This window comes from Streptomyces roseoviridis, assembly GCF_039535235.1.
Taxonomy (GTDB): Bacteria; Actinomycetota; Actinomycetes; order Streptomycetales; family Streptomycetaceae; genus Streptomyces; species Streptomyces roseoviridis.
In genome coordinates this window covers 6,337,046-6,362,670 of sequence record NZ_BAAAWU010000001.1, presented here as the reverse complement: position 1 = coordinate 6,362,670, position 25,625 = coordinate 6,337,046, and the positions used below count along the sequence as shown (strand labels likewise).

Here is a 25,625-nt window from a genome sequence, read left to right as displayed (position 1 = left end):
TTCGAGACCGGTCGGACGTCCGTGGTGGACGCGCCGAACCTACCGGCCGGTGGCGGCCCGCTGTCAACAGCCGTTTGACCTGCGGTGATGAACCGTCTCTGCACAGCGGCCGCAAAGATCCGCAGGTCGCGGGCGAGCCCGGCGGGAGCCGGACGGCGGTGGGGAATGCCCTTACGTCACTCGTTCGGCCGGACGAACACCGTCTGCCCGAAGACGACGGTCCGCAGGCAGACGGGCAGCTCGCCACCGGGGGACAGATCGGGCAGACCGGGCGTCCCGGAGCGGGGGTCGGTCGACCATCGGGCCACCCGGTCGTCCGGCGCCTGGACCACCAGCTCGCCGGTGCGCCAGATCGCGTAGTCGGCCGGCGCGCCGGGCACGAGCGTGCCCGCGTCGTCGCGGCCGACCGCGCGCCAGCCGCCCCGGGTGTGCGCGGTGAAGGCGGCGCGGACGGAGATCCGGTGCTCGGGCGTGCGGTGGAAGGCGGCGGCGCGCACGGTCCCCCACGGGTCGAGCGGGGTGACCGGGCTGTCGGATCCGAAGGCGAGCGGCACACCGGCCCGCAGCAGGGCGGCGTACGGGTTGAGGGTGCGGGCCCGCTCGGCGCCGAGACGGTCGGCGTACATGCCGTCCGCGCCGCCCCAGTACGCGTCGAAGGCCGGCTGCACGGAGGCGGTCAGGCCCAGCTCGGCGAAGGCGGCGATCGACTCGGGGCTGAGCATCTCCGCGTGCTCGACGCGGTGGCGGGCGGCCCTGATCCGGGCGAGGCCCAGCTTCTCGGCGGCGGTCCTGACGCCGTCGACCACCGCGTCGACGGCGGCGTCGCCGATGGCGTGGAAACCGGCCTGGAGACCCGCCTCGGTGCAGGCGACGACATGGGCGGCGACGGCGTCCGCGTCGAGGTGGGCGACGCCGGCGCCGGCACTGTCGGCGTACGGCTCGTGCAGGCAGGCGGTGTGGGAGCCGAGGGAGCCGTCGGCGAAGAGGTCGCCGGCCGCGCCGAGGGCGCCGAGGGCGCGGGCCCGCTCGACGTCGAGGTCGGCCCAGTAGCCGACGACCCGGGGTCCGGGCTCGCTGCGGGCGAGGTCGAGCAGTCCGGTGAAGTCGTCCTCCGAGGAGATCTCCGGGCCGCCGCACTCGTGCAGGGTGCCGATGCCGAGGGAGGCGGCGTGCTGCCGGGCGGCGCGCTGGGCCTCGGTGCGCTGGCTCGGGGAGAGCGCGGCGTAGGCGGCGGCGCGGACGGCGTGGTGGGCGTCACCGGTGAGGGGCTGCCCGTCGTGGAAGCCGGTGAGCGCGCGGACGCCGGGCACGAGGTCGAGCAGGGCGGTGGTGACGACGGCGGAGTGGACGTCGATGCGGGTGAGGTAGAGCGGTCGGCCGCCGGTGAGGTCGTCCAGCTCGGCACGGGTGAGCGGGCGACGCTCCGGCCAGCGGGCGGCGTCCCAGCCGTGGCCGATGAGGATGCGGTCGGCCGGGCGGGCGGCGGCGTGGGCGCGGATCGCGTCCGCCGCCTCGGTGAGCGAGGCGGCGGCGGACAGGTCGAGCCCGGTGAGCGCGAGGCCGGTGGCGGTCGTGTGCACGTGGGCGTCGACGAAGGCGGGGGTGACGAGCGCGCCGTCGAGGTCGACCACCTCGTCCACGCCGGAGGCGAAGGCGTCGGCCGCGCCCTCCGAGCCCACCCAGGCGACGTGTCCGCGCTCCACGACCATGGCGGTGGCGAAGGGGTCGGCGGGGCTGTGGACTTCTCCACCGCGCAGCAGCACGGTGCGGTGTTCGTACGCGCTCATGCGACCAGGCTAGGACCTGAGGGGACGCGGTTCGTCCGCCGGGGCCCCGGCCCGGCCCGGGACGGGTGCCGGGCGGGTGCTAGATGCGGGGCGGCCTGGCCTCGTACGGGGTCGACAGGACGACCGTGGTGCGGCTGGAGACGTGGGCCTGGGAGCGGATGCGGCTGAGCAGGTGCTCGAGTTCCAGCGGCGTGGCGACGCGCACCTTGAGGATGTAGTTCTCCTCCCCCGCGACGCTGTGGCACGCCTCGATCTCGGGGATGTCGGCGAGCCGGTCGGGGGTGTCGTCGGGGGCGCTGGGGTCGAAGGGTTTCACCGAGATGAAGGCCGTGAGCGGCAGGCCGACGGCCTCCGGATCGACGACGGCGGCGTAACCGCGGATGACTCCGCGCTGCTCCAGGCGGCGGACGCGCTGATGTACGGCCGAGGTGGACAGGCCGGTGGCCTTGCCCAGGTCGGTGTAGCTCATGCGCCCGTCCTTGACGAGCAACTCGACGATCTGACGATCCAGCTCCTCCATGCGGTGACCCTATTGCCACGGAGGGTCGGGGGCACAGTCGGGAGGGCGCCGTATCCCAGAGTTTGGGCATCCATGGGGCACCTGCGAGCGGCATGTGACGAACGCCACAGGATTTGCGGCGGCTGGAGCGTGACCTCACGGTTATGCGGTGGGCCGTATGGGAATTGCTTGCTGTGGTCGAGGCCACCCAGATCCGGCCGACCCGTTCCGAGGGGGAGATTCTCCATGCAGGAGCCTGTTGATTCCGTCGACACGTCCGACGAGTTCGACGCGTACGACACCTTTGAGATGTACCGGGTGATCTGCCCGGACTGCGAGCAGCCGATCGCGCTGCTGGCGGACGAGGACGTCCTGCCGGAGCACGCGCTCTGCCCGACGCCGTGGAACCCCTTCGTCCTGACGGTCTGCACCGGCACCGGCCGGTCCGCCGCCGACACGCGCCCTGCGGACGAGACCCTGGAGGTCCAGGAGCAGGACACCGCCCTGCTCCTGACGCTCCCCCAGGGCCTGGACTGGCGGACGCAGCCGTTCTCGCACGTCGGCGGTCCCGGCTCGCGGCCGATCAAGCGCACCCAGCTGCGCCGCGCGGCCTGACCCCGGCCCCCACCGGCAGCACCCCTGCACCATCGCCGCGAGGCCGGCGTGGTGCAGGACCGGGCCGCCGTGGCGCTCCGAGGCCCCTGCGGGGGCGTAGCGCGGACCTGACGGCGCGTCACGCCGGACGGGCGGGACGGAGGGGGCGGGCGGCCCTGACCGGCCCGGAGGATGGCCGGGGACGCCTCGAACTTCCGCTCTACGGTCCCGGGCGGTGACCGCGGGGCGGGCCGAAGCGTTGGTCCCGGCATGACCACGCTGTATACGACACCCAGCGGATACGGCCGGCATCGACAGTCCGGGCCGCACTTTGAAGAATCGGTTCAGCGCGAGGTTTCCGCGCCGCTGCCGCCCCCTGTACCGGTGCCGGTGCCCACCCCCGTGCCCGGCCCCGCCGCCGCACCGGACTCCCCCGCCGCCAGGCAGACGAGCGCTCCCGCGGCACACCAGGCGCCCTCGGCCGGACACCTCGGCGACCCCCCGATCTACACCGCGATGCTCCACCTGTGGGCCAGCCACGGCAGGACCCTGCCGGGCCACCGCGACCAGGAATGGAGCCGCCTCGCCGCCGGCCCCGTCTGGGCCGACCGCACCGTACGCGTCAACGGGACTCTGGTCCGGCAAGGTGACGTGCGATGACGACCCGCTGGATCTGATTCGTGCCCTCGACGATCTGGAGCATCTTCGCCTCGCGCAGAAACCGTTCGGCCGGGAAGTCCGCGGTGTAGCCGTAGCCGCCGAGCACCTGCACCGCGTCCGTCGTCACCCGCATCGCCGCGTCCGAGCAGAACAGCTTCGCCATCGCCGCCTGCCGGCCGAACGGCCGGCCCTCGTCGCGCAGCCGCGCCGCCTCCAGGTACAGGGCCCGGCCCGCCTCGACCTGGGTGGCCATGTCGGCGAGCAGGAAGCGCAGGCCCTGGAAGTCGGCGATCGGCCGGCCGAACTGCCGCCGCTCGCGCGCGTACCCGACGGCCGTGTCCAGCGCTGCCTGGGCGAGGCCGACCGCACAGGCCGCGATGCCGAGCCGCCCCGAGTCCAGGGCGGCGAGCGCGATCGGGAAGCCCTGCCCCTCCGCCCCGATCCGCCGCGCGTCGGGGACGCGGACGCCGTCGAGGTGCACCTGGGCGGTCGGCGAGCCCTTCATGCCCATCTTCCGCTCCGGCGCGGCGGCGCTCAGACCCGGCGCGTCGCCGGGCACGAGGAACGCCGTGATGCCCTTCGGCCCCTCCTCGCCGGTCCGGGCCATCACGGTGTAGAAATCGGCGACCCCGCCGTGGGTGATCCACGCCTTGGTGCCGTCGAGCACCCAGTCGTCGCCGTCCCTGACCGCCCGGGTGCGCAAGCCGGCCGCGTCGGAGCCCGAGGACGGCTCGGAGAGGCAGTACGCGCCGAGGAGACCGCCGCCGAGCATCGCCGGCAGGTGCGCGGCCCGCTGCTCCTCGGTACCGAAGGCGGCCAGGGCGTGGCAGGACAGGCTGTGCACGCTGACCCCGAGCGCCACCGTGAGCCGGGCGGCGGCCAGCTCCTCCAGCACCTGGAGGTAGACGGTGTACGGCTGGTCGCCGCCGCCGTAGGCGGAGTCGTACGGGAGCCCGAGCAGGCCCGAGGCGGAGAGCAGCGCGAAGAGCTCGCGGGGGAAGCGGCCGGCGGCCTCCTCCTCGGCGGCGTGCGGCGCGACCTCCCGGGCGGCGATCTCCCGGACCAGGGCGAACAGCTCCCGGGCCTCCTCGGTGGGCAGCCGGCGTTCCACGGGCTGCGGGGCGCGGTCGGACATGGCGGCGCACTCCTCCCTCTCGCGGCCCCTCGGGCCGGGGCACTGCGCCGATGCTGCCCCGGAGACGGCCGGGCGCGGGGTCGGCAGGCGGCGGTGGCGGGTGGAGTATGCCCGTTCGGCGGCGCCCGCTCACGGCCCGAGGGCGGGCCCGGCCGGTGCGGGCGACCGGCCCGGACCGCGCCGCCCGTGCGGGGCGGCGGCGGGCCCCCCTGACCGGGGGCACGTCCGGCCGGGGCTCAGCTCGTCACATCAGGCCGGCCTGGGTGACGAACATGGCCAGGACGATCACCAGGGTCCAGCCGAGGAGGTGCTCCAGGACCTTCGGTCCGTCGGTCTTCGGGCCGCCGGTGCGGACGCGGGCACGGGCGGCGGCGTGAGAGGTCGCGGTCATGGCGCTCAGCGTGCCAGGCCGCCCGGGCCCGGGGCAGCGACGCAGATCACGCCGCCGTCGCTCGCCCCGGGGAGGCGCGGACGCGTCAGCGGACGCCGACGGCGGCAAGCGCCTTGCGCTGGGCGGGAGTCGGCCGGTCGGGGAAGAAGAGGTAGCAGACCCCGCCTGTGCCGGACACCACTTTGCCGGCGGCGTTGTAGCGCTTGGTGCGCAGCCAGATGCTCTCCCACTCGCGCCGCCGGTAGACCCGGCGGACCGCCTCGTTGCTGGGCGAGGCCGGGTCGTTGGCGATCACGTCGCCGTCCGCGGTGAAGCCGATCACGGTCATGAGGTGGCCGGAGGTGCCGTATCCCGCCCCGGTCAGTTCCTCCTTGCGGAAGGACTGGGAGGTGATGGCCGGAATTCCGGCCCCGATCAGGGTCTCCAGGTCGGTGAGGGAGCGCAGGCGGGTCACGACCGCGTTCATGTCGGGGTAGGTGGCGGCGTAGGCGGCGTTGAAGGTCCAGTTGCCGCAGCCCGCGTACTGGTGGTCGTAGGTGAAGCGGGCCGCGTGGCAGACCTGGGGGTCGGCGAAGGCCGGGTCCACCCACGCCAGGTCGGCGGGCGAGGGCCGCCGGCCCCAGTACTCGACGATCATCTGCGAGGAGGTGGGGCTGCACCACGCCTCGCCGCCGTTGTCGTACTCCGGGTACTGGCCGATGTGGGTGTTCTGCGAGTAGCGCGGCACGATCAGCTCGTGGTCGAGGCCGGGCTCGGAGGGGGGCACGGTGAACCGGTCCGGGACGTCCGAGGCCATCGCGCCGAGCCGCCACACCACGGGGGTCAGGGTCGTGCCGGGCCTGCGGTACAGGGTGACGCGCAGCCGGTACGAGACGAGCCTCAGGCCGCTCGCCGGGTCGTCGACGGAGAGGGTGTCGGTCCAGACGGAGGCCCTGCCGTCGCTCTGGTCGTCGACCGAGGTGCGGCGGATGTCGGTGTCGCCGGCGGCCCAGCGGCCCATCACGAACCACGGCGTCCCGGTGCCGTCGCCGTAGGTGCCGGCCAGTTCGGCCTGGAGCCAGGTGCCGGGCGGGGTGTGGGCGTTCCAGGAGGTGACGACCTCGGTGGCGGGGACGGCGGAGGTGTGGACGGGCGAGGTCCACACCGCGTACTCCCAGGCGGCCGTGCGGCCGGTGTGCGGGTCGGTGTAGTCGGTGCGGCCGGCCGGGGTGTCGATGACCAGGGCGGGGCGGTGGCCGGCGACGGCCCGGGTGCCGGCGGCGGTGCCGCAGCGCCAGTCGGTGTACGTGTGCCAGAAGCGGTTGTCGACCGGGCCGCCGGGCGCCGGGGCGTGGTCGCCCCCGGCCTCGTCGGGGCAGGTCGCGGGGTCGGAGCAGGCACCGGTCAGCGCGGCGGCGGGTGCCGCGGTGGCCGCGGTCGCGGCGGTGCCAGCGGCGGCCGCGAGCGCGGCGAGGACGGTTCTGCGGGGGGCCGAGGCGGGGGAAGGGGGCATGGGCGGTGACCCTCCAGTCGGTGGTGGCGAACGGACGGGCTGCGCGCCCACTATCGCGGCTCGCGGACGCGTTCTGCCAGCGATTCGCCGCGTGCCGCCCGAGCAATATTGGTCTCGACCGATGACGCCGCGGGCGGCGCTGACCTGCGGCGTCCCGCTCCCGTCGGCTCGCCTACCCTGGGGGCCATGAACGACCTGGACCGCGTGGCCGCCCGCCTGCGCCGGCTGCCGCCCTCCTGCGGTCCGGTGCGGCTCGTCGCGGTCGACGGCCACGCGGGCTCCGGCAAGTCCACGCTCGCCGCCCGGCTCGCCGCGGCTCTCGGCGGGGCCCCGGTCCTGCACCTCGACGACCTCGCCACCCACGCCGAGCTCTTCGCGTGGACGGGCCGGATGCTCGACCAGGTGATCGGGCCGCTCTCCCGGGGCGAGACGGCGCTGTATCACCCGTACGACTGGAATCTGCGCGCCTTCGGACCGCCCAGGGAGCTTCCCCCGGCACCGGTGGTGCTGGTGGAGGGCGTGGGGGCCGGGCGGCGGGAGCTGCGGCCGTTCCTGGCGGGGCTGCTGTGGATGGAGCGCGGTCCCGAGGCGTCCTGGGTGCGCGGCCGGCGTCGTGACGGCCCCGCCCTCTCCTCTTTCTGGGACGGCTGGACGGTGGCGGAGACTCGCCATTTCGCGGCGAACCCCTCGCGGCCGTTCGCCGATACGTTGGTACGGGAGCGAGCCGAGGGGTACGAGTGCCTTCCGGGACCTTCTGTGGCAGCAGGTCCGCACCAGATCATCACCCACCGTGAGGACTCCTCGGCCGCAAACTGAGCCGGCGGAACTCCACTTCCGCAAGTGCCCCAACTCGGCTTGACCCAAGGGGCGTAGAGGTCTTACGTTCTCAATGTGCGGCTCTTCGGGGCCGCCGCGGACGCGAAGCCCCCGGTTGTTCCCCCGTGATCGGGGGCTTCGTTCTGCCCTCACGCTCACCGAGGGTCACGGCGCGCGAGCCGTCGGCGGATCGCGTCGGTCACGGCCGATCGGCTCCTTCTCCCTCTTCACGCACCCCCTGCGCAGGTACGATGCCCCTCGGTGCGGTCAATTCCCGTCCACGTGTAGACGGTTGTGGGGGACCCGAATGGACTTCGGCACACAGGGCACGCATGCCCCCGCCGAGCTCGCCTGGCTGCGCGGAGTCGACGCCTACACGATGGGCGCCTATCCGCAGGCCGAGGAGGAGTTCCGTACGGCGGTGCGCATCGATCCCGGCATGGCCGACGGCTGGCTCGGTCTGCACGCGCTGCGGGTCGACACCACGACCGCGCTGTTGCGGATGTACCGCAACCGCGAGCGGTTCGGCGAGCAGCGGGCCCGGCACCGAAGGAACCTGAACTCCTGGTACTGGCTGGGCTGGTGGGTGCAGCCGGTGCTGGAGAGCCCGCGCGATCTGCTGCTCGCGCACGCCTCGCACTGGCTCGACGGACGTCACGTCCCCGAGCTCGACCGGGCGCTCGCCGGCCTGCCGCCCGTCGACACCGACCCCCAGGTCCGCTTCCTGCACGCCTGCCGCTCGTATCTGGTCAAGGACTGGGAGCAGCTGGTGCGGCACACCGAGCCGCTGGTCGACGACCCGATGCTCGGCATCGAGGCGGGGCTTTTCGGCGGCATGGCCCGGGTGCGTCTGGAGATGTACGGGCAGGCGGAGCCGCTCCTCTCCACGGCACTCATGCGCTGCCGCAGCGAGCAGCCGCAGCGCAAGGAACTGCGCTACTGGCTGGCCCGGGCGCACGAGGGCACCGGCCGGACCGCCGCCGCGCTGCCCCTGTACCGGGCGGTGCACCGGATCGACCCGTCCTTCATGGACACGGCGGCCCGGCTCGCGGCCATCGCCGAGTACGACGGCTTCGAGGGGCCGGACGACCCGATGGGGCTCGCGCCCGCGATGTACGGAGGGCTCGGCCAGGACACGGTGGACGGCGAGCGCGCCGACCCGGACGTCCCGGCCGGTGACGGCCTGCTCCTGAAGCCGGAGGCCGCCCCGCCGCCCGCGCCCGCTCCTCCGGAGCCGCCGGACGTGGTGCGCCAGAAGGCGGCGGTCCCACGGCAGCCGGTGCCGTCGCGCTTCCCGGCAAGCCCCACGGACCCGGCGCTGCTGGCGGAGGCGCTCGCGGAGCTGGAGCGGATGGTCGGCATGGAGCCGGTCAAGCGACAGGTGAAGGCGCTGTCGGCGCAGCTGGAGATGGCCCGGCTGCGAGCGGGGCAGGGCCTTCCGGTCCAGCCGCCGAAACGGCACTTCGTCTTCTCCGGCCCCTCCGGCACCGGGAAGACCACGGTGGCCCGCATCCTCGGCCGGGTCTTCTACGCACTCGGGCTGCTCGGCGGCGACCATCTGGTGGAGGCGCAGCGGGCCGACCTGGTCGGCGAGTTCCTGGGCCAGACCGCGGTCAAGGCCAACGAGCTGATCGACTCGGCGGTCGGCGGGGTGCTCTTCGTCGACGAGGCGTACTCGCTCTCCAACACCGGCTACAGCAAGGGCGACGCCTACGGCGACGAGGCCCTCCAGGTCCTCCTGAAGCGCGCCGAGGACAACCGCGACCACCTGGTCGTGATCCTGGCCGGCTATCCCGAGGGGATGGACCGGCTCCTCGCGACCAATCCCGGGCTGTCCTCCCGCTTCACGACCCGGGTGGACTTCCCCTCGTACCGCCCCCGCGAGCTCACGGCGATCGGCGAGGTGCTGGCCGCCGCCAACGGCGACGGCTGGGACGAGGAGGCCCTCGACGAGCTGCGCTCGATCAGCGCGCACGTCGTCGAGCAGGGCTGGATCGACGAACTCGGCAACGGCCGCTTCCTGCGCACCCTGTACGAGAAGTCCTGCGCCTACCGCGATCTGCGGCTGTCCGGTTACCCGGGCACCCCGAACCGCGAGGACCTCGCCACGCTGCGGCTGCCGGATCTGATGCAGGCGTACGGGGAGGTGCTGTCGGGCCGCGGTCCGGCGAACCGCGGCCCGCAGGAACCGCCGGGGATCTGACGGGGGGATCCGACGCGGGGGCCGGTCCACGGATCGGATCCAGGATCCGGGACCTTGGATCCTGGATCCGGGACCTTGGATTGAGGATCCAGGATCCGGGATCCACGTCCGCGGACCGATGCGGATCGGATCGGATCCAAGATCCGATATCCAGGATCCGATATCCAGGATCCGATATCCAGGATGGCGCATCGGATCGTGGATATCGGATCCCGCGCCCGCTCAGCGCGTCAGCGCCTCCGCCGGCCTCGACGGCTGCGACGGCGACTGGGCCTGGGGCGACTGCCCCTGCGCAGACGGACGCGGTGGCGACGCCACCCGGTGGGCCGGGTCGCGGACCTCGCCCACCAGCGTCTCCAGGACGTCCTCCAGGGCGACGAGGCCGAGCACCCGCCCCGAGGCGTCCGCCACCTGGGCCAGATGGGTCGCGGCCCGGCGCATCACCGTGAGCGCGTCGTCCAGCGGCAGCTCGGCCCGGAGGGTGGCCATCGGCCGCCAGACCTGCTGGGGCACCGCCCGTTCCTCCTCCTCCAGGTCGAGGACGTCCTTCACGTGCACGAAGCCCATGAAGGCGCCGCCCCGACCCTCGCCACGTACGGGGAAGCGGGAGTAGCCGGTCCTGACCGTCAGCTCCTCGATCTCGCGCGGGGTGACGGACGGGGGGACCGTCACCAGCGAGGCCGAGGGGATGAGGACGTCCGTCACCGGGCGGGTGCCCAGCTCCAGGGCGTCCTCCAGGCGCTCCTGTTCGGCCGGGTCGAGGAGCCCGGCCTGGCCGGCGTCCTCGACGAGCCGGCCCAGCTGGGTACTGGTGAAGACCGCCTCCACCTCGTCCTTCGGCTCGACCCCGAAGGCGCGCAGGACGACCCGGGCGCAGGCGCCCAGCGCGCGGGTCACCGGCCGGCAGAGCCGGGCGAAGCCGACGAGGGCGGGGGCGAGCCACAGCGCGGTCCGCTCGGGGTCGGCCATGGCGAGGTTCTTCGGGACCATCTCGCCGATCACCAGGTGGAGGAAGACCACCGCGGCGAGCGCGAGCACGTACCCGAGCGGATGGATCAGGCCCTCCGGCACGCCCACGGCGTGGAAGACGGGTTCGAGCAGCCGTGCCACGGTCGGCTCGGCGACGGCGCCGAGCGTCAGCGAGCAGACGGTGATGCCGAACTGTGCGGCGGCCATCATCTGCGGCAGGTTCTCCAGGCCGTGGAGGACCTGGCGGGCCCGCTTGCCGCCCAGCGGCTCGATCTGGCTGCGCCGCACGGAGACCAGCGCGAACTCCGCGCCGACGAAGAACCCGTTGGCCAGGACCAGCAGGACGGCGAAGAGCAGGGGAAGCAGACTCATCGGACCGCCTCCGCCGAGGCCGGCACCTGGGCGGTGCGCGTGATCCGCACCCGTTCGGCGCGGTAGCGGTCCACCTGGCGCACGGAGAGCCGCCAGCCGGGAAGTTCGGCCCGGTCACCCGGGGCGGGGATGCGCCCGAGCAGATCGGCGACGAGCCCGGCGACCGTCTCGTACGGCCCCTCGGGCACGTCGAGACCTATCCGGTGCAGGGTGTGCACCCGGCAGGAGCCGTCGGCCTCCCAGATCTGCGAGCCGTCCTCGGAGGGCACGGCGGCCAGTTCGGGCCGTTCGTCGGCGGCGGTGTCGTGCTCGTCGCGCACCTCGCCGACGAGCTCCTCGACGATGTCCTCCAGGGTGACGACCCCGGCGGTTCCCCCGTACTCGTCCACGACGACGGCGATCGGCTGCTCCCGGCGCAGCCGCTCCAGGAGCGTGCGGGCCGGCAGGGACTCGGGGACGAGCAGCGGCGGGACGGCGATCCGGCCCACGGGGACGCGGTGCCGCTCGTGCGGGACGACGGCGAGGGCGTCCTTGAGGTGGACCATGCCGACGATCTCGTCGATCCGCTCGCGGTAGACGGGGAACCGGGACAGGCCGGTGGCGCGGGTGAGGTTGACGACGTCGGCCGCGGTGGCGTCCGACTGCAGGGCGCTCACCTTCACCCGCGGGGTCATCAGCTGCTCCGCGGTGAGCCCGCCGAAGGACAGCGTCCGTACGAAGAGGTCGGCGGTGTCCTGTTCGAGGGCGCCGGCCCGGGCCGAGTGGCGGGCGAGGGCGACGAGCTCGCCCGGCGTGCGGACGGAGTCGAGCTCGTCCGCCGGCTCGACGCCGAACAGCCGGACGAGCCGGTTGGCGACCGTGTTGAGCAGGGTGATCACGGGCCGGAAGAGGGTGGCGAAGACGTGCTGCGGTCCGGCGACGAACCGGGCCACCTGGAGCGGCCGGGAAACCGCCCAGTTCTTGGGCACGAGTTCGCCGACCACCATCTGCACGCCGGACGCCAGGAGCATGCCCACGACCACGGCGATGCCGGAGACGGCCCCGGCGGGCAGCCCGGTCGCGGTGAGCGGTCCGTCGAGCAGCCCGGCGAGCGCGGGCTCGGCGAGCATGCCGGTGACGAGCGAGGTGAGGGTGATGCCGAGCTGGGTGCCGGAGAGCTGGAAGGACAGCTCGCGCAGCGCCCTGACGACGCCGCGGGCCCGGCGGTCGCCTTCGGCGGCGGCGCGCTCGGCGTCGGCGCGTTCCACGGTCACGAGGCCGAACTCGGCGGCCACGAAGAAGCCGTTGGCGAGGATCAGGAGGAATGCCGCGGCGAGCAGCGAGAGGGAGACGATCATGCCGCCGCCTCGGGGAAGAGGGCGGCGCGGGTACTACCGGACGATCCGTCCATTGCCGGAGGGAGTCACTCCTCGGGTCGAAGGGCGGCCTCGCGGGCCGCCGGCGGCGGCCCTGCACAACATGCGAGGCGGTGGTGCCCCTGGCACCACCGCCTCAAAGAGTAGTCACGCCCGTGCCGTCGCGGGCAGGGGGTCGGCCCCGTATGGGGGACGGACCGGGGCCGGTCCGGGACGGGCCGGGGTCTCAGGCCGTCCCGGCCGACTCCGCTCCGGTGCCCTTGCTCTCGGCGAGGGCGCGCAGCGCGCGGGCGTCCCGGATGGCCTGCTGCTTGGCGATTCCGGGCTGGATGCCGAGCGCGGGCAGGCTGGTGCCGTCGCTCAGGTCGAGGAAGACCCAGGGGTCGCCGGGGCGCAGGTTGACCCGGAGGATCTCCGCCCACGCGAGTCGGCGTGTCCGGGTGATGTTGACGACCGTGACGCCCTCGTCGTCGGCGACGACCTTGGGGCGGCTGAGCAGCACCAGGACGCCGAGGAAGAGCGCGGCGGTGAACACGAAGCTGACCCGCTCCCCCGGGTTGAGCCGCTCCAGCATCATCGCGACCGCGGTGATGACCACGAACATCACGGTCCCGATGGTCAGCAGCACCGCCCGGGTGCGGCCGGGCCGGAAGGTGACCGGGAGGGCGGGGGCGGTGGCGTCGGACATGCGCTTCCTAGCAGTGCGGGTGCGTGCGGGCAGCGGGTGCCCGCGGACGGCGGGTGCGCGCCTCGCCGGCGGCGGCGCGCGGGCGGCGGGTCAGAGGCGGCAGGCGTGGATGGCCGTGGTGAGGATGGCCCGGGCACCCAGTTCGTACAGGTCGTCCATGACCTTCTGCGCCTCCTTGGCGGGGACCATGGCGCGGACGGCGACCCAGCCCTCGTTGTGGAGGGGCGAGACGGTGGGCGACTCCAGGCCGGGGGTGAGGGCGACGGCCTGCTCCAGGTGCTCGGCGCGGCAGTCGTAGTCCATCATCACGTAGCTGCGGGCGACCAGGACGCCCTGGAGGCGGCGCAGGAACTGCTGGACCTTGGGGTCGTCGGTGGGGGCGCCGGTGCGCCGGACGACGACGGCCTCGGAGGTGAGGATCGGCTCGCCGATGACCTCGAGTCCGGCGTTGCGCAGGCTGGTGCCGGTCTCGACGACGTCGGCGATGATCTCGGCGACGCCGAGCTGGATCGCGGTCTCGACGGCGCCGTCGAGGTGGACGACGGAGGCGTCGACGCCCTGCTCGGCGAGGTGCTTGGCGACGATGCCCTCGTAGGAGGTGGCGATCGTCATCCCGTGGAAGTCGGCGGGGCCGCTCGCGGTGCCGGGCCGGGTGGCGTAGCGGAAGGTGGAGCGGCCGAAGTTCAGCGGCAGGATCTCCTCGGCGTTGGCGCCGGAGTCCAGGAGCAGGTCGCGGCCGGTGATGCCGATGTCGAGCCGGCCGGACGCCACGTAGATCGCGATGTCCTTCGGGCGGAGGTAGAAGAACTCCACGTCGTTGTCCGGGTCGACGGTGACGAGCTCCTTGGACTCCTTGCGCTGCCGGTAGCCCGCCTCATGGAGCATCTCCATCGCAGGTCCGGAGAGAGAACCCTTGTTGGGGACGGCGATGCGCAGCATGGGGTGGGCTTCCTTTGCCTCAGGAGTTCGGGGGGTGTGCGGGTGGTGCTCAGAGGTGGGCGTAGACGTCGTCGAGGGAGATCCCGCGGGCGACCATCATCACCTGGACGTGGTACAGCAGCTGCGAGATCTCCTCGGCGGCGGCTTCCTTGCCCTCGTACTCGGCGGCCATCCAGACCTCGGCGGCCTCCTCGACGACCTTCTTGCCGATGGCATGGACGCCCTTGCCGACCAGTTCCGCGGTGCGGGAGGTCGCCGGGTCGCCGGTCTCGGCCTTGAGCTTGAGCTCGGCGAAGAGCTCTTCGAAGGTTTTGTTCGCCATGATGTCCTAAGAGTACGGGGTGTGAGAAGGCGGGCGCTCAGCGCCTCCGTCAGGGGTGGTGGCGGGTGACGGGTGGGGCACTCAGCGCCAGGGTTCGCTGACCGTGCGCAGCGTGGTCGCGGTGGCGACGGCGGCGGTGACGGCCTCGTGGCCCTTGTCCTCGGAGGAGCCCTCGAGGCCGGCCCGGTCGAGGGCCTGCTCCTCGTTATCGACGGTCAGGACGCCGAATCCGACGGGTACGCCGGTGTCGATCGAGACCTGGGTGAGGCCGTGGGTGACGCCCTGGCACACGTACTCGAAGTGCGGCGTTCCGCCGCGGATGACGACGCCGAGCGCCACGATGGCATCGTAGCCGCGGCCGGCGAGGACCTTGGCCACGACGGGGAGCTCGAAGCTGCCCGGGACGCGCAGCAGGGTGGGCTCGTCGATGCCGAGTTCGCTCAGGGCGCGCAGGGCGCCGTCGACGAGGCCGTCCATGATCTTCTCGTGCCACTGGGCCGCGATGACCGCGACGCGGAGGTCGCCGCAGTTCTTCACGCTGAGGACGGGTGCGCCCTTGCCGCTCATGTTGCTCCTTGCCGGTCGTTCGTAGGTACGGATTACGCGGATTTACTGGTTGCCGCAGGTGGCGGCCGGGGAGCCGTCCAGCCAGGGCAGGTCGTGGCCCATCCGGTCGCGCTTGGTGCGCAGGTAGCGGAGATTGTGCTCGCCCGCCGTGACGGGCATGGGCTCGCGGGCCTCGACCTTCAGGCCGTGGCGGGTGAGGGCGTCGATCTTGTCGGGGTTGTTGGTCATGAGCCGCAGGCTGCGGACCCCGAGGTCGGCGAGGATCTGGGCGCCGGCGGCGTAGTCGCGGGCGTCGGCCGGGAGGCCGAGCTCCAGGTTGGCGTCGAGGGTGTCGCGGCCGCGCTCCTGGAGTTCGTAGGCGCGCAGCTTGGACAGCAGGCCGATGCCGCGGCCCTCGTGGCCGCGCAGATAGACGACGACGCCGCGGCCGGCCTCGGTGATGCGGTCCATGGACGCCTGGAGCTGGGGGCCGCAGTCGCAGCGCAGCGAGTGGAAGACGTCTCCGGTCAGGCACTCGGAGTGGACCCGCACCAGGACGTCCTCGCCGTCGCCGATGTCACCGTGGACGAGGGCGACGTGCTCGACGCCGTCGACGGTGGAGCGGTAGCCGTACGCGGTGAACTCGCCGTGCGCGGTGGGCAGGTGGACCTCGGCCTCGCGGCGGACGGTCGGCTCGGCCGAGCGGCGGTAGGCGATCAGGTCCTCGATGGAGATGATCGTCAGGCCGTGCTTGCGGGCGAAGGGGATGAGCTCCGGCAGCCGCAGCATGACGCCGTCCTCGCCGGCGATCTCGACGATCGCGCCGGCCGGGCGCAGTCCCGCGAGCCGGGCGAGGTCGACGGCGGCCTCGGTGTGGCCGTTGCGGACCAGGACGCCGCCTTCCTTGGCGCGCAGCGGGAAGATGTGGCCGGGGCGGACGAAGTCGGACGGCTCGTACGCGCCGCTGGCGAGCATGCGCAGGGTGGTGGCGCGGTCGGCGGCGGAGATGCCGGTGGTGACGCCGTGGGCGGGGGCCGCGTCGACGGAGACGGTGAAGGCGGTCTTCATCGACTCGGTGTTGTGGTCGACCATCTGGGGCAGCTGGAGGCGCTCCAGCTCCTCGTGCTCCATGGGGGCGCAGATCAGGCCGCGGCACTCGCTCATCATGAAGGCGACGACCTCGGGGGTGGCCATCTCGGCGGCGATGACGAGGTCGCCCTCGTTCTCGCGGTCCTCGTCGTCGACCACGACGACGGGGCGGCCCGCCGCGATGTCGCGGATGGCCTGCTCGACGGGGTCGAGGGCGAGGTCGGTGGCGTCGAACAGGAGGGGTGCCGTGCTCATGCCGCTGCTCCTTCCAGGACGGGAGCCGTACGCGTCCGGAGCCACCAGTCGCGCATGCCCCAGATGACGAGGGCGAAGTAGATGACGTAGACCAGGCCGGAGAAGGCGAGGCCGCTGCTGAAGGCGAGGGGGACGCCGACGAGGTCGACCAGCAGCCAGGCGAACCAGAACTCGACCAGACCGCGGGCCTGGGCGACCATCGCGACGAGGGTGCCGACGAAGATGTACGCGTCGGCCCACGGGCTCCAGGAGAGCGACGGGTAGAGGGTGAACAGGCCGCCGACGGCGAGGGTGCCGAGGACGGCGCCGGCGAGGAGCAGCCCGCGCTCCTTCCAGCTGGCGAAGCGGACGGCGATGGAGCCGTCCTGTGCCTGCTGCCGGCCGCGGTTCCACTGCCACCAGCCCCAGGCGGCGACGCCGATGACGAGGAGCTGCTTGCCGACGCCGCCGGAGAGGTGGGCGGAGGCGTAGGCGCCGACGAGGACGACGCCGGAGAGCAGCTGGGCGGGCCAGGTGAGGATGGAGCGGCGCCAGCCGAGGGCCAGGGCGATCAGACCGATCGTGTTGCCGATCATGTCGGACCACATGATGTGCTGGTGCCAGACGGTGAACGCCTCGGAGTTGAGCCAGTTCACTTGACGTTCTCCTGTGCGTTCGGGCCGAGCAGCCGCTCGACGTACTTGGCGATGACGTCCACTTCGAGGTTGACCGGGTCGCCGGGCTGCTTGATGCCGAGCGTGGTCAGGGCGAGGGTGGTGGGGATGAGGCTGATGGTGAACCAGTCGTCGCCGACCTCGACGACGGTGAGGCTGACGCCGTCGACCGTGATGGAGCCCTTCTCGACGACGTAGCGGGCGAGGGCGGCGGGCAGGCCGACCTTGACGATCTCCCAGTGCTCGGAGGGCGTGCGCGCGAGGATGGTGCCGGTGCCGTCCACGTGGCCCTGGACGATGTGGCCGCCGAGGCGGCCTCCGACGGCCATGGGCCGCTCCAGGTTGACCCGGGAGCCGGTCGCCAGGGCGCCGAGGGAGGACCGCTTGAGGGTCTCGGCCATCACGTCGGCGGTGAATTCTCCGTCGCCGGACTCGACCACGGTGAGGCAGACGCCGTTGACGGCGATCGAGTCGCCGTGCCGGGCGCCCTCCGTGACGAGGGGGCCGCGCAGACGGAAGCGGGAGGCGTCCGCCAGCTGCTCGACGGCGACGACCTCGCCCAGCTCTTCGACGATTCCGGTGAACACGGTCAGGCTCCCTTGGACGTGGCGGAGGTGGCGGTGGGGGTGGCCGTGGGGACGGCGGTGACGCGGAGGTCGGGTCCGATGCGCACGGTCTCGGTGATGTCGAGCCGCAACGCGTCGGCGATCGTGGTGATTCCGGCGTCGGCGAGGGCGGTGGGGCCGGCGCCGAGGAGGACGGGGGCGAGGTAGCCGACGACCTGGTCGACGGCGCCCGCGGCGAGGAAGGCGCCCGCGAGGGTGGGGCCGCCTTCGAGGAGGACGGAGCGGACGCCCTGCTGGTGGAGCGCGGCGAGGAGCTCGCCGATGTCGAGGCCGCCGCCGGGTGCGCGGGAGAGGCGCCAGGTCTCGGGGAAGTGCACCGTCTCCTCCGGGATCAGGTCCTCGGCCACGGCGATCACGGTGCGGGCGGCGTCGTCGAGGACCCGGGCGCCCGGCTTCACCGCGCTCGCCTCGGTGTCGACGACGACCCGCATCGGCTGGACGGCCCCTTCGATGCCGCGTACCGCGAGGTGGGGGTCGTCGGCGCGGGCCGTGCCCGAGCCGACGACGACGGCGTCGGACTCGGCGCGCAGCCGGTGGACGTCGGCGCGGGACTCGGCGGAGCTGATCCAGCGGGAGGTGCCGTCGGCGGCGGCGATCCGGCCGTCGAGGGTGGCGGCGTACTTCCAGCGGACGAAGGGCCGGCCGCGGCGGACGGAGGTGAGCCAGGCGATGTTGCCGGCCTCGGCCTCCTCGGCCAGGAGGCCGTGACCGACCTCCACGCCGGCCGCGCGCAGGGTGTCGGCGCCGCCGGTGGCCTGCGGGTTCGGGTCGCCGACGGCGTAGACGACGCGGGCGATCCCGGCCTCGATCAGGGCCTGGGCGCAGGGGCCGGTGCGGCCGGTGTGGTTGCAGGGTTCGAGGGTGACGTAGGCGGTGCCGCCGCGGGCCAGGACGCCGGCCTCGCGCAGGGCGTGGACCTCGGCGTGCGGGCCGCCGGCGCGCTGGTGCCAGCCCTCGCCGACCTGGTGGCCGGAGGCGTCGGTGATGACGCAGCCGACGACGGGGTTGGGGCTGGTGGAGCCGAGGCCGCGGGCGGCGAGCGCGATCGCGCGTCGCATGGCGGTGATGTCGGCCTGCTGGGCCACCGGGTCCTCCTGCCTCTTCGGGCACGGACTCCGGGGCCTGTCGATGACGACAGAGAGCGGATACGACGGCTCACACGGGGTGCGCGAGGCCGGGTCCCCCGGGACGCCGGTGCGGCACGCGTGCCGATGCGGCGACCAGCGGACGTACGGCCGGCACACCCCTGGTGGGGGTCGCCCGCCGCGCACTGCCTCCCATCCGGACTTTCACCGTCGGTCCAGGAATCTCACCTGGTCAACCGGCCGCTGGCTGCGGACGGGTCGCGGACTATACCGCCGGTTCGGAATTACACCGACCCCGGAGTGCGCTGCTGCTGATACAGGGCCAGTGTGCCACGGGCGGGGAGCGGCCATGCGGGTGAGGCCCTGTGGGCTGGCTCACAAAGCGCCATGTTCCTGTCAGGGGATCGTCAGGGACCACAGAGGAATTCCTCGTTGGTCCAGACCTATTGACGCACTGGTCTAGTCCTCTTAATCTCCGTGTCACCTCCGAGGTACGGCCCGCCGGCGTGCGCACTCCACGGGCTCGACACGATCCACCCCCTTGTTCGTTGTTGTGCTCTGCCGACCTCCCCTGGAGGAACCGATCGTGCTGTCCCCCACCAAGAAGAGGGCCTCGCTGCTCGCTTCCGGCGCCGCCGTCGCCGGACTGCTGATCAGCTCGCTCTCCGGCGGCGTCTCGCACGCCGCCGACAACGAGAGCTGTCGCCCCGACGGCCTCCACAAGACGCCCGGCGTCGACGTCCCGTACTGCTCGGTCTACGACACCGAGGGCCGCGAGAAGATGGGCGCGGACCACCAGCGCCGGGTCATCGGCTACTTCACCGGCTGGCGCACCGGCAAGAACGGCGAGCCCGCGTACCTCGCCAAGGACATCCCGTGGGACAAGATCACCCACATCAACTACGCCTTCGGCCACATCGGCAGCGACAACAAGCTCTCCGTGGGCGCGGACGGTCCCGGCAACGCGGCCACCGGGATGACCTGGCCCGGTGTCGCGGGCGCCGAGATGGACCCGGCGTACGCCTACAAGGGCCACTTCAACCTGCTCAACAAGTTCAAGAAGCAGCACCCGGACGTCAAGACGCTGATCTCGGTCGGCGGCTGGGCGGAGACCGGCGGCTACTTCGACGACAACGGCACCCGGGTGAACTCCGGCGGCTTCTACTCGATGGCCACCAACGCCGACGGGTCGGTCAACCAGGCCGGGATCGACACGTTCGCGAACTCCGCCGTCGACTTCATCCGGAAGTACGGCTTCAACGGCGTCGACATCGACTACGAGTACCCGACGACGATGAAGGACGCCGGCAACCCGCTCGACTGGCAGCTCGCCAACGCGCGCCGCGCCGGCCTCGTCCAGGGCTACGCCGCTTTGATGAAGTCCCTGCGCGAGAAGCTCGACCGGGCCGGCGCCACCGACGGGAAGCACTACCTGCTGACCGTCGCCGCGCCCTCCTCCGGCTACCTGCTGCGCGGCATGGAGACCTTCCAGGTGCAGAAGTACCTGGACTACGTCAACATCATGTCCTACGACCTGCACGGCGCCTGGAACGAGTACGTCGGCCCCAACGCCTCGCTCTTCGACGACGGCAAGGACGCCGAGCTGGCCGCCGCGAACGTCTACGGCTCCGCGCAGTACGGCGGCATCGGCTACCTCAACACCGACTGGGCGTACCACTACTTCCGCGGCTCCATGCCGGCCGGCCGGATCAACATCGGCCTGCCCTACTACACCCGCGGCCACAAGAACGTGCAGGGCGGCACCGACGGTCTGTGGGGCAAGGCCGCCGCGACCAGCTGCCCGGCCGGCTCCGGCCTGACCAAGTGCGGTGACGGCGCCGTCGGCATCGACAACCTGTGGCACGACAAGGACACCAACGGGCAGGAGTCGCCCGCCGGCTCCAACCCGATGTGGCACGCCAAGAACCTGGAGAAGGGGATCGTCGGCGACTACGTCACGAAGTACGGCTTCCCCGCGAACACCACGCTGACCGGCACCTACGCCCGCAAGTACGACTCCACGCTGGTCGCGCCGTGGCTGTGGAACGCCCAGAAGAAGGTCTTCCTGTCCACCGAGGACGAGCAGTCCGTGGCCGCCAAGGCCGACTACGTCGTCAGCCGGGGCATCGGCGGCACCATGGTGTGGGAGATGGCCGGCGACTACGACTGGAACGCCGCCAAGGGTCAGTACGAGATGGGCGACACCCTCACCTCGCTGATGTACGACAAGTTCAAGGCGGCCACCCCGTACGGCGCGAAGAAGTCCAACAAGGCGCTGCCGACGCAGGCCGTGAACGTGGGCGTGGAGTTCACCGACTTCAAGCTCGGCGACTCCAACTACCCGATCACCCCGAAGATCAGGATCACCAACCACACGAAGACGGCGCTGCCGGGCGGCACCGAGTTCCAGTTCGACTACGCGACGGCGGCCCCGGGCAACGCCTCCGACCAGTCCGGCTTCGGTACGAAGGTGATCAGCAGCGACCACACGGGCGGCAACGTGGGCGGCCTGAAGGGCGACTTCCACCGGGTCTCGCTGAAGCTCCCGGCCTGGCAGTCGCTCGCCCCGGGCGCGACCGTCGACCTGTCGTTCAACTACTACCTGCCGGTCTCGACCCCGTCGAACTGGACGGTGACCGTCAACGGCACGACGTACGCCCTCGCCGGCGACCTGGCGCGCGGCACGACCCTCGTGGAGCCGGGCGGCTCGACCCCGACGCCCACGCCGACCGGTCCGACGCCCACCCCGACCGGCCCGACCCCCACGCCCACTCCCACGGGTGGCACCTGCACCGCGCCGGCGTACGTGGCGGGCACGGTCTACAACGCGGGGAACCTGGTCTCCCACAAGGGCCGCACCTGGAAGGCCCAGTGGTGGACCCAGAACGAGGAGCCGGGCACGACCGGCGAGTGGGGCGTCTGGAGGGACCAGGGCGCCTGCTGATCGTCACGACCCGATGACCCCCGGCGGTGGTCTCACGGCCCTTGGCCGCCGCCGGGCCCCCGCCCCGCGCCGCGCTCCCCCGTCCGGAGCGCGGCGCGGGTGCGTTCGCCGTGCCCGCCCCTTACGGGAACAGGTCGTCCTGCGCCGCGTCGCGGGCGGTCAGCAGGGCGCCGCGCAGGATGGCGGCGTCGCCGAGGGTGGTGGCGCGGACCTCGGTGCGCAGCGGGGACAGCTCGGCCAGACGGGCCTCGACGCGGGCGGCGAGCCGCCGGCCGCCCCGGTGGCCGGTCTCGCCGGCGAGCACCACGCACCCGGGGTCGAGGACGGCCGCGACGGCGGCCGCGCCGATGGCGAGCCGGCCGGCGAGGGCGTCGAGGAAGGGGCCGTCTTCGGATTCCAGGGCGTCGGCCGGGTCGAGGCCGTGGGCGCGGGCGAGGGCGTCGACCGCGGCGGCGCAGGCCAGCTCGTCGAAGCCGCCGTCGCAGCCGTGGGCGGAGGGCAGCCCGGAGGTGCCCGGCACCGGCAGGAAGCCGATCTCGCCCGCTCCTCCGGAGGCGCCGCGGCGCAGCCGTCCGTCGAGGACGACGGCCGCGCCGACGCCCTGGCCGAGCCAGAGCAGCACGAAGGTGTCGCGGTCCGCGCGGGCGGCTCCCTCGCGCAGTTCGGCGACCGCGGCGAGGTTGACCTCGTTCTCCGCCAGGACGGTGGCGGGCAGCCGCTGCCGCAGGGCGGCGATCAGGCGCCGGTGCCAGGCGGGGAGCTTGGCGGTGTCCCGCAGCTGCCGGGTGGCCGGGTCGACGAGGCCGGGGGCGCCGACGGCCACGCTGTGCAGCCGGACCGCGCCGGCCTCGGCCGCGGTGCGTTCGAGGAGGGCGACGGCCTGGTCGGCGGCGGGCCCGGGGGCGGCGCCGTCGGCGATCGGCAGGGACGCCTCGGCGAGGGTGGTGCCGAGGAGGTCGGCGACCACGACGGTGACGGAGCGGGTGCGCACGTCGAGGGCGGCGAGGTGGGCGCGGTCGGCGACGATCCCGTAGAGCTTGGCGTTGGGGCCGCGGCGCTCGGCGCCGGACTCGCCGACCACATGGACCAGCCCGGAGCTGCGGAGCCGCTCGACGAGGTCGGCGACGGTGGGGCGGGAGAGCCCGGTGAGGGTCTTGAGCTGGGTCGCCGTCAACGGGCCCTCGTCCTGGAGCAGTCGCAGGGCGAGCCGGTCGTTGATGACCCGGGCGGTGCTCGGGGATGCGGCCATGCGGGGATCCTCTCAGAGGAACTCGGACTTCCGTTCCCGTCGGTCCACTATTTATCAGGCAGGGTCCCTGATAGTTTACGGCGAGACCACGACCCCGGGAGGGACCATGGCGGCCCAGACCGTCTTCAGCACCGAACGGCTGCGCCGGGCGAGGTTCGCCGTCGCCGCCGTCTTCTGCGTCCACGGCGCGGTCACGGGCAGTTTCGCCACCCGCATCCCCTGGATCCAGGAGCACGCGGGCGTCAGCCCCGGTCAGCTCGGCCTCGCCCTCGCGTTCCCGGCGATCGGCGCCTCGCTCGCGATGCCGGTGGCCGGCGCGATCAGCCACCGCTTCGGTGCCCGCACGGCGCTGCGCGGGCTGCTCACGCTGTGGACCCTGTCGCTGATCCTGCCGTCGCTCGCGCCGAACGTGTACGGCCTGTGCGCGGCCCTCTTCGTCTACGGCGCCACCGCCGGCATGTCCGACGTGGCGATGAACGCGCTCGGCGTCGAGACCGAGAACCGGCTCGGGCGCTCGATCATGTCCAGCCTGCACGGCATGTGGAGCGCCGGCGCCCTGATCGGCTCGGCGGCCGGCACCGTCGCCGCCCACCTCGGCGGCGACGCCCGGCTGCACCACCTGATCGCCGCCCTCGTCCTGACCGCGGTCGGCCTCGCCTGCTGCCAGGGCGTGCTCGACCTGCAGAGCGCACCCGAGGAGGAGGCGCCGCCGCGCTTCTCGCTGCCCCCGAAGTCCGCGCTGGTCATCGGCGCCATCGGCTTCTGCGGCGTGTTCGCGGAGGGCGCGAGCCTGGACTGGTCGGCGGTCTACCTCAAGGAGGAGCTGGGCACCTCGGCCGGTCTGGCCGCCGCGTCCACCACGGCCTTCGCCCTGACCATGGCCGTGGCGCGCCTGGTCGGCGACCGGGTGGTGGACCGCTTCGGCGCGGTGCGCACCGTACGCGTCGGAGGTCTGGCCGCCACCCTCGGCGGGCTCCTCGTGGTCTTCGCCCCGCACGCGGCCCTCGCCCTGACCGGTTTCGGCCTCATCGGGCTCGGCGTCGCGGTCGTCGTCCCGCTGGCCTTCGCCGCCGCCGGGCGCAGCGGCCCGAACCCCAGTCAGGCCATCGCGGGCGTCGCGACCATCACGTACACCTCGGGCCTCATCGCCCCGTCCGCGATCGGCGGCATCGCGGACGCGACCTCGCTGGCCTTCTCCTTCGGCCTGGTCACCCTGCTCGCGTTCGGCCTGGTCGTGGGCGCGGGCGTGCTGCGGCCGGGCGGCCGGACCGCGGCCGGGACCGGGACCGGGACGGCGAGGGCGGGCTCCTCGGAAGGGGTCCGCTGACCTGCGGCGCACTACCATGTGGCTGGTCTTTTTCGGTTCCGGCACGACGGGGCCGCAAGGCCACCGGAATCCCGAGAACGACCCCCGAGAACTGGAGCGACCACATGAGCCTCGGCGTGCGCTGGACCCTGCACGGCGACGGGAGGACACCCGCTCCGGGAGCCGTCGTCCGGCCGGACGAACGGCTCTCCTGGCCGCGGACGGCCGGTCTCGGCGCCCAGCACGTGGTGGCGATGTTCGGCGCCTCGTTCGTGGCCCCGGTCCTCATGGGCCTCGACCCGAACCTCGCGATCATGATGTCCGGTGTCGCCACCGTGATCTTCCTGCTCGCGACCCGCGGCACGGTCCCCTCGTACCTCGGCTGCTCGCTGTCCTTCGTGGGCGTGGCCGCCGCGATCCGGGCCTCGGGCGGCGACAGCGCCACGGTGACCGGCGCGGTCCTCGTGGTCGGCGCGGTGCTCTTCCTCGCCGGTCTCGCGGTCGCGCGGTTCGGCGCGCGGATCATCCACGCGGCCATGCCGCCGGTCGTCACCGGGGCCGTGGTCATGCTCATCGGCTTCAACCTGGCGCCGGTCACCGCCGCCACCTACTGGCCGCAGGACCAGTGGACGGCGCTGCTGGTGATGCTGTTCACCGGTCTGGCCGTGGTCGGCCTGCGCGGCTTCTGGTCGCGGATCGCGATCTTCCTCGGCCTGATCTTCGGCTACGGCATCTCGTGGATCTTCGACCTGGTCTTCGGGAAGATCCACTCGATGTCCCCGAGCGGCCAGGTCACCGACCACTGGCGGCTCGACCTCTCCGGCGTCGCCCGGGCCGACTGGATCGGCCTGCCCTCCTTCCACGGCCCGAGCTTCGAGTGGTCCGCGATCCTGGTGGCGCTGCCCGTGGTCATCGCGCTGATCGCCGAGAACGCCGGACACGTCAAGGCCGTCGGCGAGATGACCGGCGACCCGCTGGACGACAGGCTGGGCACGGCCATCGCCGCCGACGGCGCCGCCTCGATGCTGTCCACCGCCGTGGGCGGCCCGCCGAACACCACGTACTCCGAGAACATCGGCGTCATGGCCGCGACCCGCGTCTACTCCACCGCCGCCTACTGGGCCGCGGCCGGCTTCGCCCTCCTCTTCGGCCTGTGCCCCAAGTTCGGCGCGGTCGTCGCGGCCATCCCCGGCGGCGTGCTCGGCGGCATCACCGTGATCCTCTACGGCATGATCGGCCTGCTCGGCGCCCAGATCTGGATCAACGCCGGGGTCGACCTGCGCAACCCGCTCAACCTGGTGCCCGCCGCGGCCGGCATCATCATCGGCGTCGGCGGCGTGAAGCTGACCTTCACCGACACCTTCGAGCTCGGCGGCATCGCGCTCGGCACCCTGGTCGTCATCACCGGCTACCACGTGCTGCGCGCCTTCGCGCCGGCCCACATGAAGCGGCAGGAACCCCTGCTCGACGCCGGCACCAGCTCGTACGAGGGCAAGGGCGCGGCCGAGGGCAAGGGCGCGGCCGAGGGCACGACCGACAGCACCTCCGGCGACGCGCCCGCCGCCAAGCCGTAGGCGATTCGCCCGATCTGGGGAAGCCGGGCGGCGGAATCCTTCCGTCCGGCTTCGCGGCTGCCACGCTGCACCCATG

At 73.0% G+C, this 25,625-nt stretch carries 23 protein-coding genes and 1 riboswitch; of the genes, 7 read left to right on the top strand and 16 right to left on the bottom strand.

Annotated elements, in window-relative coordinates; all coding sequences use genetic code 11:
- Positions 1 to 176: 176 nt before the first annotated feature.
- Both ABD954_RS28795 and ABD954_RS28790 read right to left on the bottom strand, forming a co-directional pair.
- Positions 177 to 1,787, bottom strand: a complete 1,611-nt coding sequence (locus ABD954_RS28795) for an amidohydrolase (RefSeq protein ID WP_345490340.1) — start codon at positions 1,785 to 1,787, stop codon at positions 177 to 179.
- Between the two features lie 79 nt (positions 1,788 to 1,866).
- The gene (locus ABD954_RS28790; RefSeq protein ID WP_189976755.1) at positions 1,867 to 2,307 is read right to left on the bottom strand and encodes an Lrp/AsnC family transcriptional regulator; all 441 of its coding nucleotides are present in this window, start codon (positions 2,305 to 2,307) and stop codon (positions 1,867 to 1,869) included.
- Between the two features lie 225 nt (positions 2,308 to 2,532).
- On the opposite strand from ABD954_RS28790, the gene ABD954_RS28785 reads away from it, so the two are divergent.
- Both ABD954_RS28785 and ABD954_RS28780 read left to right on the top strand, forming a co-directional pair.
- Positions 2,533 to 2,901, top strand: a complete 369-nt coding sequence (locus tag ABD954_RS28785; RefSeq protein WP_345490336.1) for a hypothetical protein — start codon at positions 2,533 to 2,535, stop codon at positions 2,899 to 2,901.
- A gap of 363 nt (positions 2,902 to 3,264) precedes the next feature.
- A complete protein-coding gene (locus ABD954_RS28780; RefSeq protein WP_345490334.1) occupies positions 3,265 to 3,540 on the top strand; it encodes a hypothetical protein in 276 nt (91 codons plus the stop codon).
- Here the strand turns inward: ABD954_RS28780 and ABD954_RS28775 are convergent.
- The 3 genes from ABD954_RS28775 to ABD954_RS28765 form a co-directional block, all read right to left on the bottom strand.
- On the bottom strand, positions 3,503 to 4,675 hold the full coding sequence (locus ABD954_RS28775; RefSeq protein WP_345490332.1) for an acyl-CoA dehydrogenase family protein: 1,173 nt from the start codon (positions 4,673 to 4,675) through the stop codon (positions 3,503 to 3,505). The genes ABD954_RS28780 and ABD954_RS28775 overlap by 38 nt on opposite strands.
- 244 nt (positions 4,676 to 4,919) lie before the next feature.
- Complete coding sequence (locus ABD954_RS28770; protein ID WP_345490329.1) at positions 4,920 to 5,066, bottom strand: SCO1431 family membrane protein; 147 nt, start codon at positions 5,064 to 5,066, stop codon at positions 4,920 to 4,922.
- A gap of 85 nt (positions 5,067 to 5,151) precedes the next feature.
- Complete coding sequence (locus ABD954_RS28765) at positions 5,152 to 6,558, bottom strand: peptidase C39 family protein (RefSeq protein ID WP_345490327.1); 1,407 nt, start codon at positions 6,556 to 6,558, stop codon at positions 5,152 to 5,154.
- A 186-nt stretch (positions 6,559 to 6,744) separates the two neighbouring features.
- Between ABD954_RS28765 and ABD954_RS28760 the strand changes: the two genes are divergently transcribed.
- Together ABD954_RS28760 and ABD954_RS28755 are read left to right on the top strand one after the other, a co-directional pair.
- Complete coding sequence (locus ABD954_RS28760) at positions 6,745 to 7,374, top strand: uridine kinase family protein (RefSeq protein ID WP_345490325.1); 630 nt, start codon at positions 6,745 to 6,747, stop codon at positions 7,372 to 7,374.
- Between the two features lie 307 nt (positions 7,375 to 7,681).
- A complete protein-coding gene (locus ABD954_RS28755) occupies positions 7,682 to 9,577 on the top strand; it encodes an AAA family ATPase (protein ID WP_345490324.1) in 1,896 nt (631 codons plus the stop codon).
- Between the two features lie 222 nt (positions 9,578 to 9,799).
- On the opposite strand, the gene ABD954_RS28750 is transcribed toward ABD954_RS28755, so the two are convergent.
- From ABD954_RS28750 to ribD, 10 genes are all read right to left on the bottom strand, one after another.
- On the bottom strand, positions 9,800 to 10,918 hold the full coding sequence (locus ABD954_RS28750; RefSeq protein WP_345490322.1) for a hemolysin family protein: 1,119 nt from the start codon (positions 10,916 to 10,918) through the stop codon (positions 9,800 to 9,802).
- Positions 10,915 to 12,255 carry a hemolysin family protein gene (locus ABD954_RS28745; protein ID WP_345490320.1) on the bottom strand — a complete coding sequence of 447 codons (1,341 nt, stop codon included), beginning with the start codon at positions 12,253 to 12,255 and terminating at the stop codon, positions 10,915 to 10,917. Before ABD954_RS28745 ends, ABD954_RS28750 begins: the two co-directional genes overlap by 4 nt.
- Positions 12,256 to 12,499: 244 nt before the next feature.
- Positions 12,500 to 12,961, bottom strand: coding sequence for a PH domain-containing protein (locus tag ABD954_RS28740; protein WP_345490318.1), 462 nt, complete (start codon positions 12,959 to 12,961; stop codon positions 12,500 to 12,502).
- A gap of 90 nt (positions 12,962 to 13,051) precedes the next feature.
- Positions 13,052 to 13,900: an ATP phosphoribosyltransferase gene (hisG, locus tag ABD954_RS28735; RefSeq protein ID WP_345490316.1), complete on the bottom strand. Its 849-nt coding sequence runs from the start codon at positions 13,898 to 13,900 to the stop codon at positions 13,052 to 13,054.
- Positions 13,901 to 13,949: 49 nt separating this feature from the next.
- The gene (locus tag ABD954_RS28730) at positions 13,950 to 14,222 is read right to left on the bottom strand and encodes a phosphoribosyl-ATP diphosphatase (protein WP_116162050.1); all 273 of its coding nucleotides are present in this window, start codon (positions 14,220 to 14,222) and stop codon (positions 13,950 to 13,952) included.
- Between the two features lie 81 nt (positions 14,223 to 14,303).
- Complete coding sequence (ribH, locus tag ABD954_RS28725; RefSeq protein WP_024760819.1) at positions 14,304 to 14,789, bottom strand: 6,7-dimethyl-8-ribityllumazine synthase; 486 nt, start codon at positions 14,787 to 14,789, stop codon at positions 14,304 to 14,306.
- 42 nt (positions 14,790 to 14,831) lie between these two features.
- On the bottom strand, positions 14,832 to 16,112 hold the full coding sequence (locus tag ABD954_RS28720; protein ID WP_345490312.1) for a bifunctional 3,4-dihydroxy-2-butanone-4-phosphate synthase/GTP cyclohydrolase II: 1,281 nt from the start codon (positions 16,110 to 16,112) through the stop codon (positions 14,832 to 14,834).
- Entirely contained in the window at positions 16,109 to 16,699 is a 591-nt protein-coding gene (locus tag ABD954_RS28715) for a nicotinamide mononucleotide transporter family protein (protein ID WP_345492527.1), read from the bottom strand. Before ABD954_RS28715 ends, ABD954_RS28720 begins: the two co-directional genes overlap by 4 nt.
- Before the next feature lie 44 nt (positions 16,700 to 16,743).
- Complete coding sequence (locus tag ABD954_RS28710) at positions 16,744 to 17,352, bottom strand: riboflavin synthase (RefSeq protein ID WP_345490310.1); 609 nt, start codon at positions 17,350 to 17,352, stop codon at positions 16,744 to 16,746.
- A 2-nt stretch (positions 17,353 to 17,354) separates the two neighbouring features.
- A complete protein-coding gene (gene ribD / locus ABD954_RS28705) occupies positions 17,355 to 18,476 on the bottom strand; it encodes a bifunctional diaminohydroxyphosphoribosylaminopyrimidine deaminase/5-amino-6-(5-phosphoribosylamino)uracil reductase RibD (protein ID WP_345490308.1) in 1,122 nt (373 codons plus the stop codon).
- A 178-nt stretch (positions 18,477 to 18,654) separates the two neighbouring features.
- Positions 18,655 to 18,784, bottom strand: a riboswitch (FMN riboswitch).
- 278 nt (positions 18,785 to 19,062) lie between these two features.
- Here ribD and ABD954_RS28700 point away from each other — a divergent pair.
- Entirely contained in the window at positions 19,063 to 21,420 is a 2,358-nt protein-coding gene (locus tag ABD954_RS28700) for a chitinase C-terminal domain-containing protein (protein ID WP_345490306.1), read from the top strand.
- 121 nt (positions 21,421 to 21,541) lie between these two features.
- Here the strand turns inward: ABD954_RS28700 and ABD954_RS28695 are convergent, their stop codons facing one another.
- Complete coding sequence (locus ABD954_RS28695) at positions 21,542 to 22,669, bottom strand: ROK family transcriptional regulator (RefSeq protein ID WP_345490304.1); 1,128 nt, start codon at positions 22,667 to 22,669, stop codon at positions 21,542 to 21,544.
- 106 nt (positions 22,670 to 22,775) lie between these two features.
- Between ABD954_RS28695 and ABD954_RS28690 the strand changes: the two genes are divergently transcribed.
- A complete protein-coding gene (locus ABD954_RS28690; protein ID WP_345490302.1) occupies positions 22,776 to 23,996 on the top strand; it encodes an MFS transporter in 1,221 nt (406 codons plus the stop codon).
- 104 nt (positions 23,997 to 24,100) lie between these two features.
- On the top strand, positions 24,101 to 25,549 hold the full coding sequence (locus ABD954_RS28685) for a uracil-xanthine permease family protein (protein ID WP_345490300.1): 1,449 nt from the start codon (positions 24,101 to 24,103) through the stop codon (positions 25,547 to 25,549).
- Positions 25,550 to 25,625: the final 76 nt, after the last annotated feature.

What these genes read in the sequence shown, in the direction of transcription:
- ABD954_RS28715 (WP_345492527.1), bottom strand. Translation starts at nt 16,699, where the DNA reads ATGTGGTCCGACATGATCGGCAACACGATCGGTCTGATCGCCCTGGCC.
- ABD954_RS28785 (WP_345490336.1), top strand. Translation starts at nt 2,533, where the DNA reads ATGCAGGAGCCTGTTGATTCCGTCGACACGTCCGACGAGTTCGACGCG.
- ABD954_RS28730 (WP_116162050.1), bottom strand. Translation starts at nt 14,222, where the DNA reads ATGGCGAACAAAACCTTCGAAGAGCTCTTCGCCGAGCTCAAGCTCAAG.
- ABD954_RS28745 (WP_345490320.1), bottom strand. Translation starts at nt 12,255, where the DNA reads ATGATCGTCTCCCTCTCGCTGCTCGCCGCGGCATTCCTCCTGATCCTC.
- ABD954_RS28775 (WP_345490332.1), bottom strand. Translation starts at nt 4,675, where the DNA reads ATGTCCGACCGCGCCCCGCAGCCCGTGGAACGCCGGCTGCCCACCGAG.
- ABD954_RS28740 (WP_345490318.1), bottom strand. Translation starts at nt 12,961, where the DNA reads ATGTCCGACGCCACCGCCCCCGCCCTCCCGGTCACCTTCCGGCCCGGC.
- hisG (WP_345490316.1), bottom strand. Translation starts at nt 13,900, where the DNA reads ATGCTGCGCATCGCCGTCCCCAACAAGGGTTCTCTCTCCGGACCTGCG.
- ABD954_RS28755 (WP_345490324.1), top strand. Translation starts at nt 7,682, where the DNA reads ATGGACTTCGGCACACAGGGCACGCATGCCCCCGCCGAGCTCGCCTGG.
- ABD954_RS28765 (WP_345490327.1), bottom strand. Translation starts at nt 6,558, where the DNA reads ATGCCCCCTTCCCCCGCCTCGGCCCCCCGCAGAACCGTCCTCGCCGCG.
- ABD954_RS28750 (WP_345490322.1), bottom strand. Translation starts at nt 10,918, where the DNA reads ATGAGTCTGCTTCCCCTGCTCTTCGCCGTCCTGCTGGTCCTGGCCAAC.
- ribH (WP_024760819.1), bottom strand. Translation starts at nt 14,789, where the DNA reads ATGAGCGGCAAGGGCGCACCCGTCCTCAGCGTGAAGAACTGCGGCGAC.
- ABD954_RS28795 (WP_345490340.1), bottom strand. Translation starts at nt 1,787, where the DNA reads ATGAGCGCGTACGAACACCGCACCGTGCTGCTGCGCGGTGGAGAAGTC.
- ABD954_RS28770 (WP_345490329.1), bottom strand. Translation starts at nt 5,066, where the DNA reads ATGACCGCGACCTCTCACGCCGCCGCCCGTGCCCGCGTCCGCACCGGC.
- ABD954_RS28695 (WP_345490304.1), bottom strand. Translation starts at nt 22,669, where the DNA reads ATGGCCGCATCCCCGAGCACCGCCCGGGTCATCAACGACCGGCTCGCC.
- ABD954_RS28790 (WP_189976755.1), bottom strand. Translation starts at nt 2,307, where the DNA reads ATGGAGGAGCTGGATCGTCAGATCGTCGAGTTGCTCGTCAAGGACGGG.
- ABD954_RS28685 (WP_345490300.1), top strand. Translation starts at nt 24,101, where the DNA reads ATGAGCCTCGGCGTGCGCTGGACCCTGCACGGCGACGGGAGGACACCC.
- ABD954_RS28760 (WP_345490325.1), top strand. Translation starts at nt 6,745, where the DNA reads ATGAACGACCTGGACCGCGTGGCCGCCCGCCTGCGCCGGCTGCCGCCC.
- ABD954_RS28720 (WP_345490312.1), bottom strand. Translation starts at nt 16,112, where the DNA reads ATGAGCACGGCACCCCTCCTGTTCGACGCCACCGACCTCGCCCTCGAC.
- ABD954_RS28690 (WP_345490302.1), top strand. Translation starts at nt 22,776, where the DNA reads ATGGCGGCCCAGACCGTCTTCAGCACCGAACGGCTGCGCCGGGCGAGG.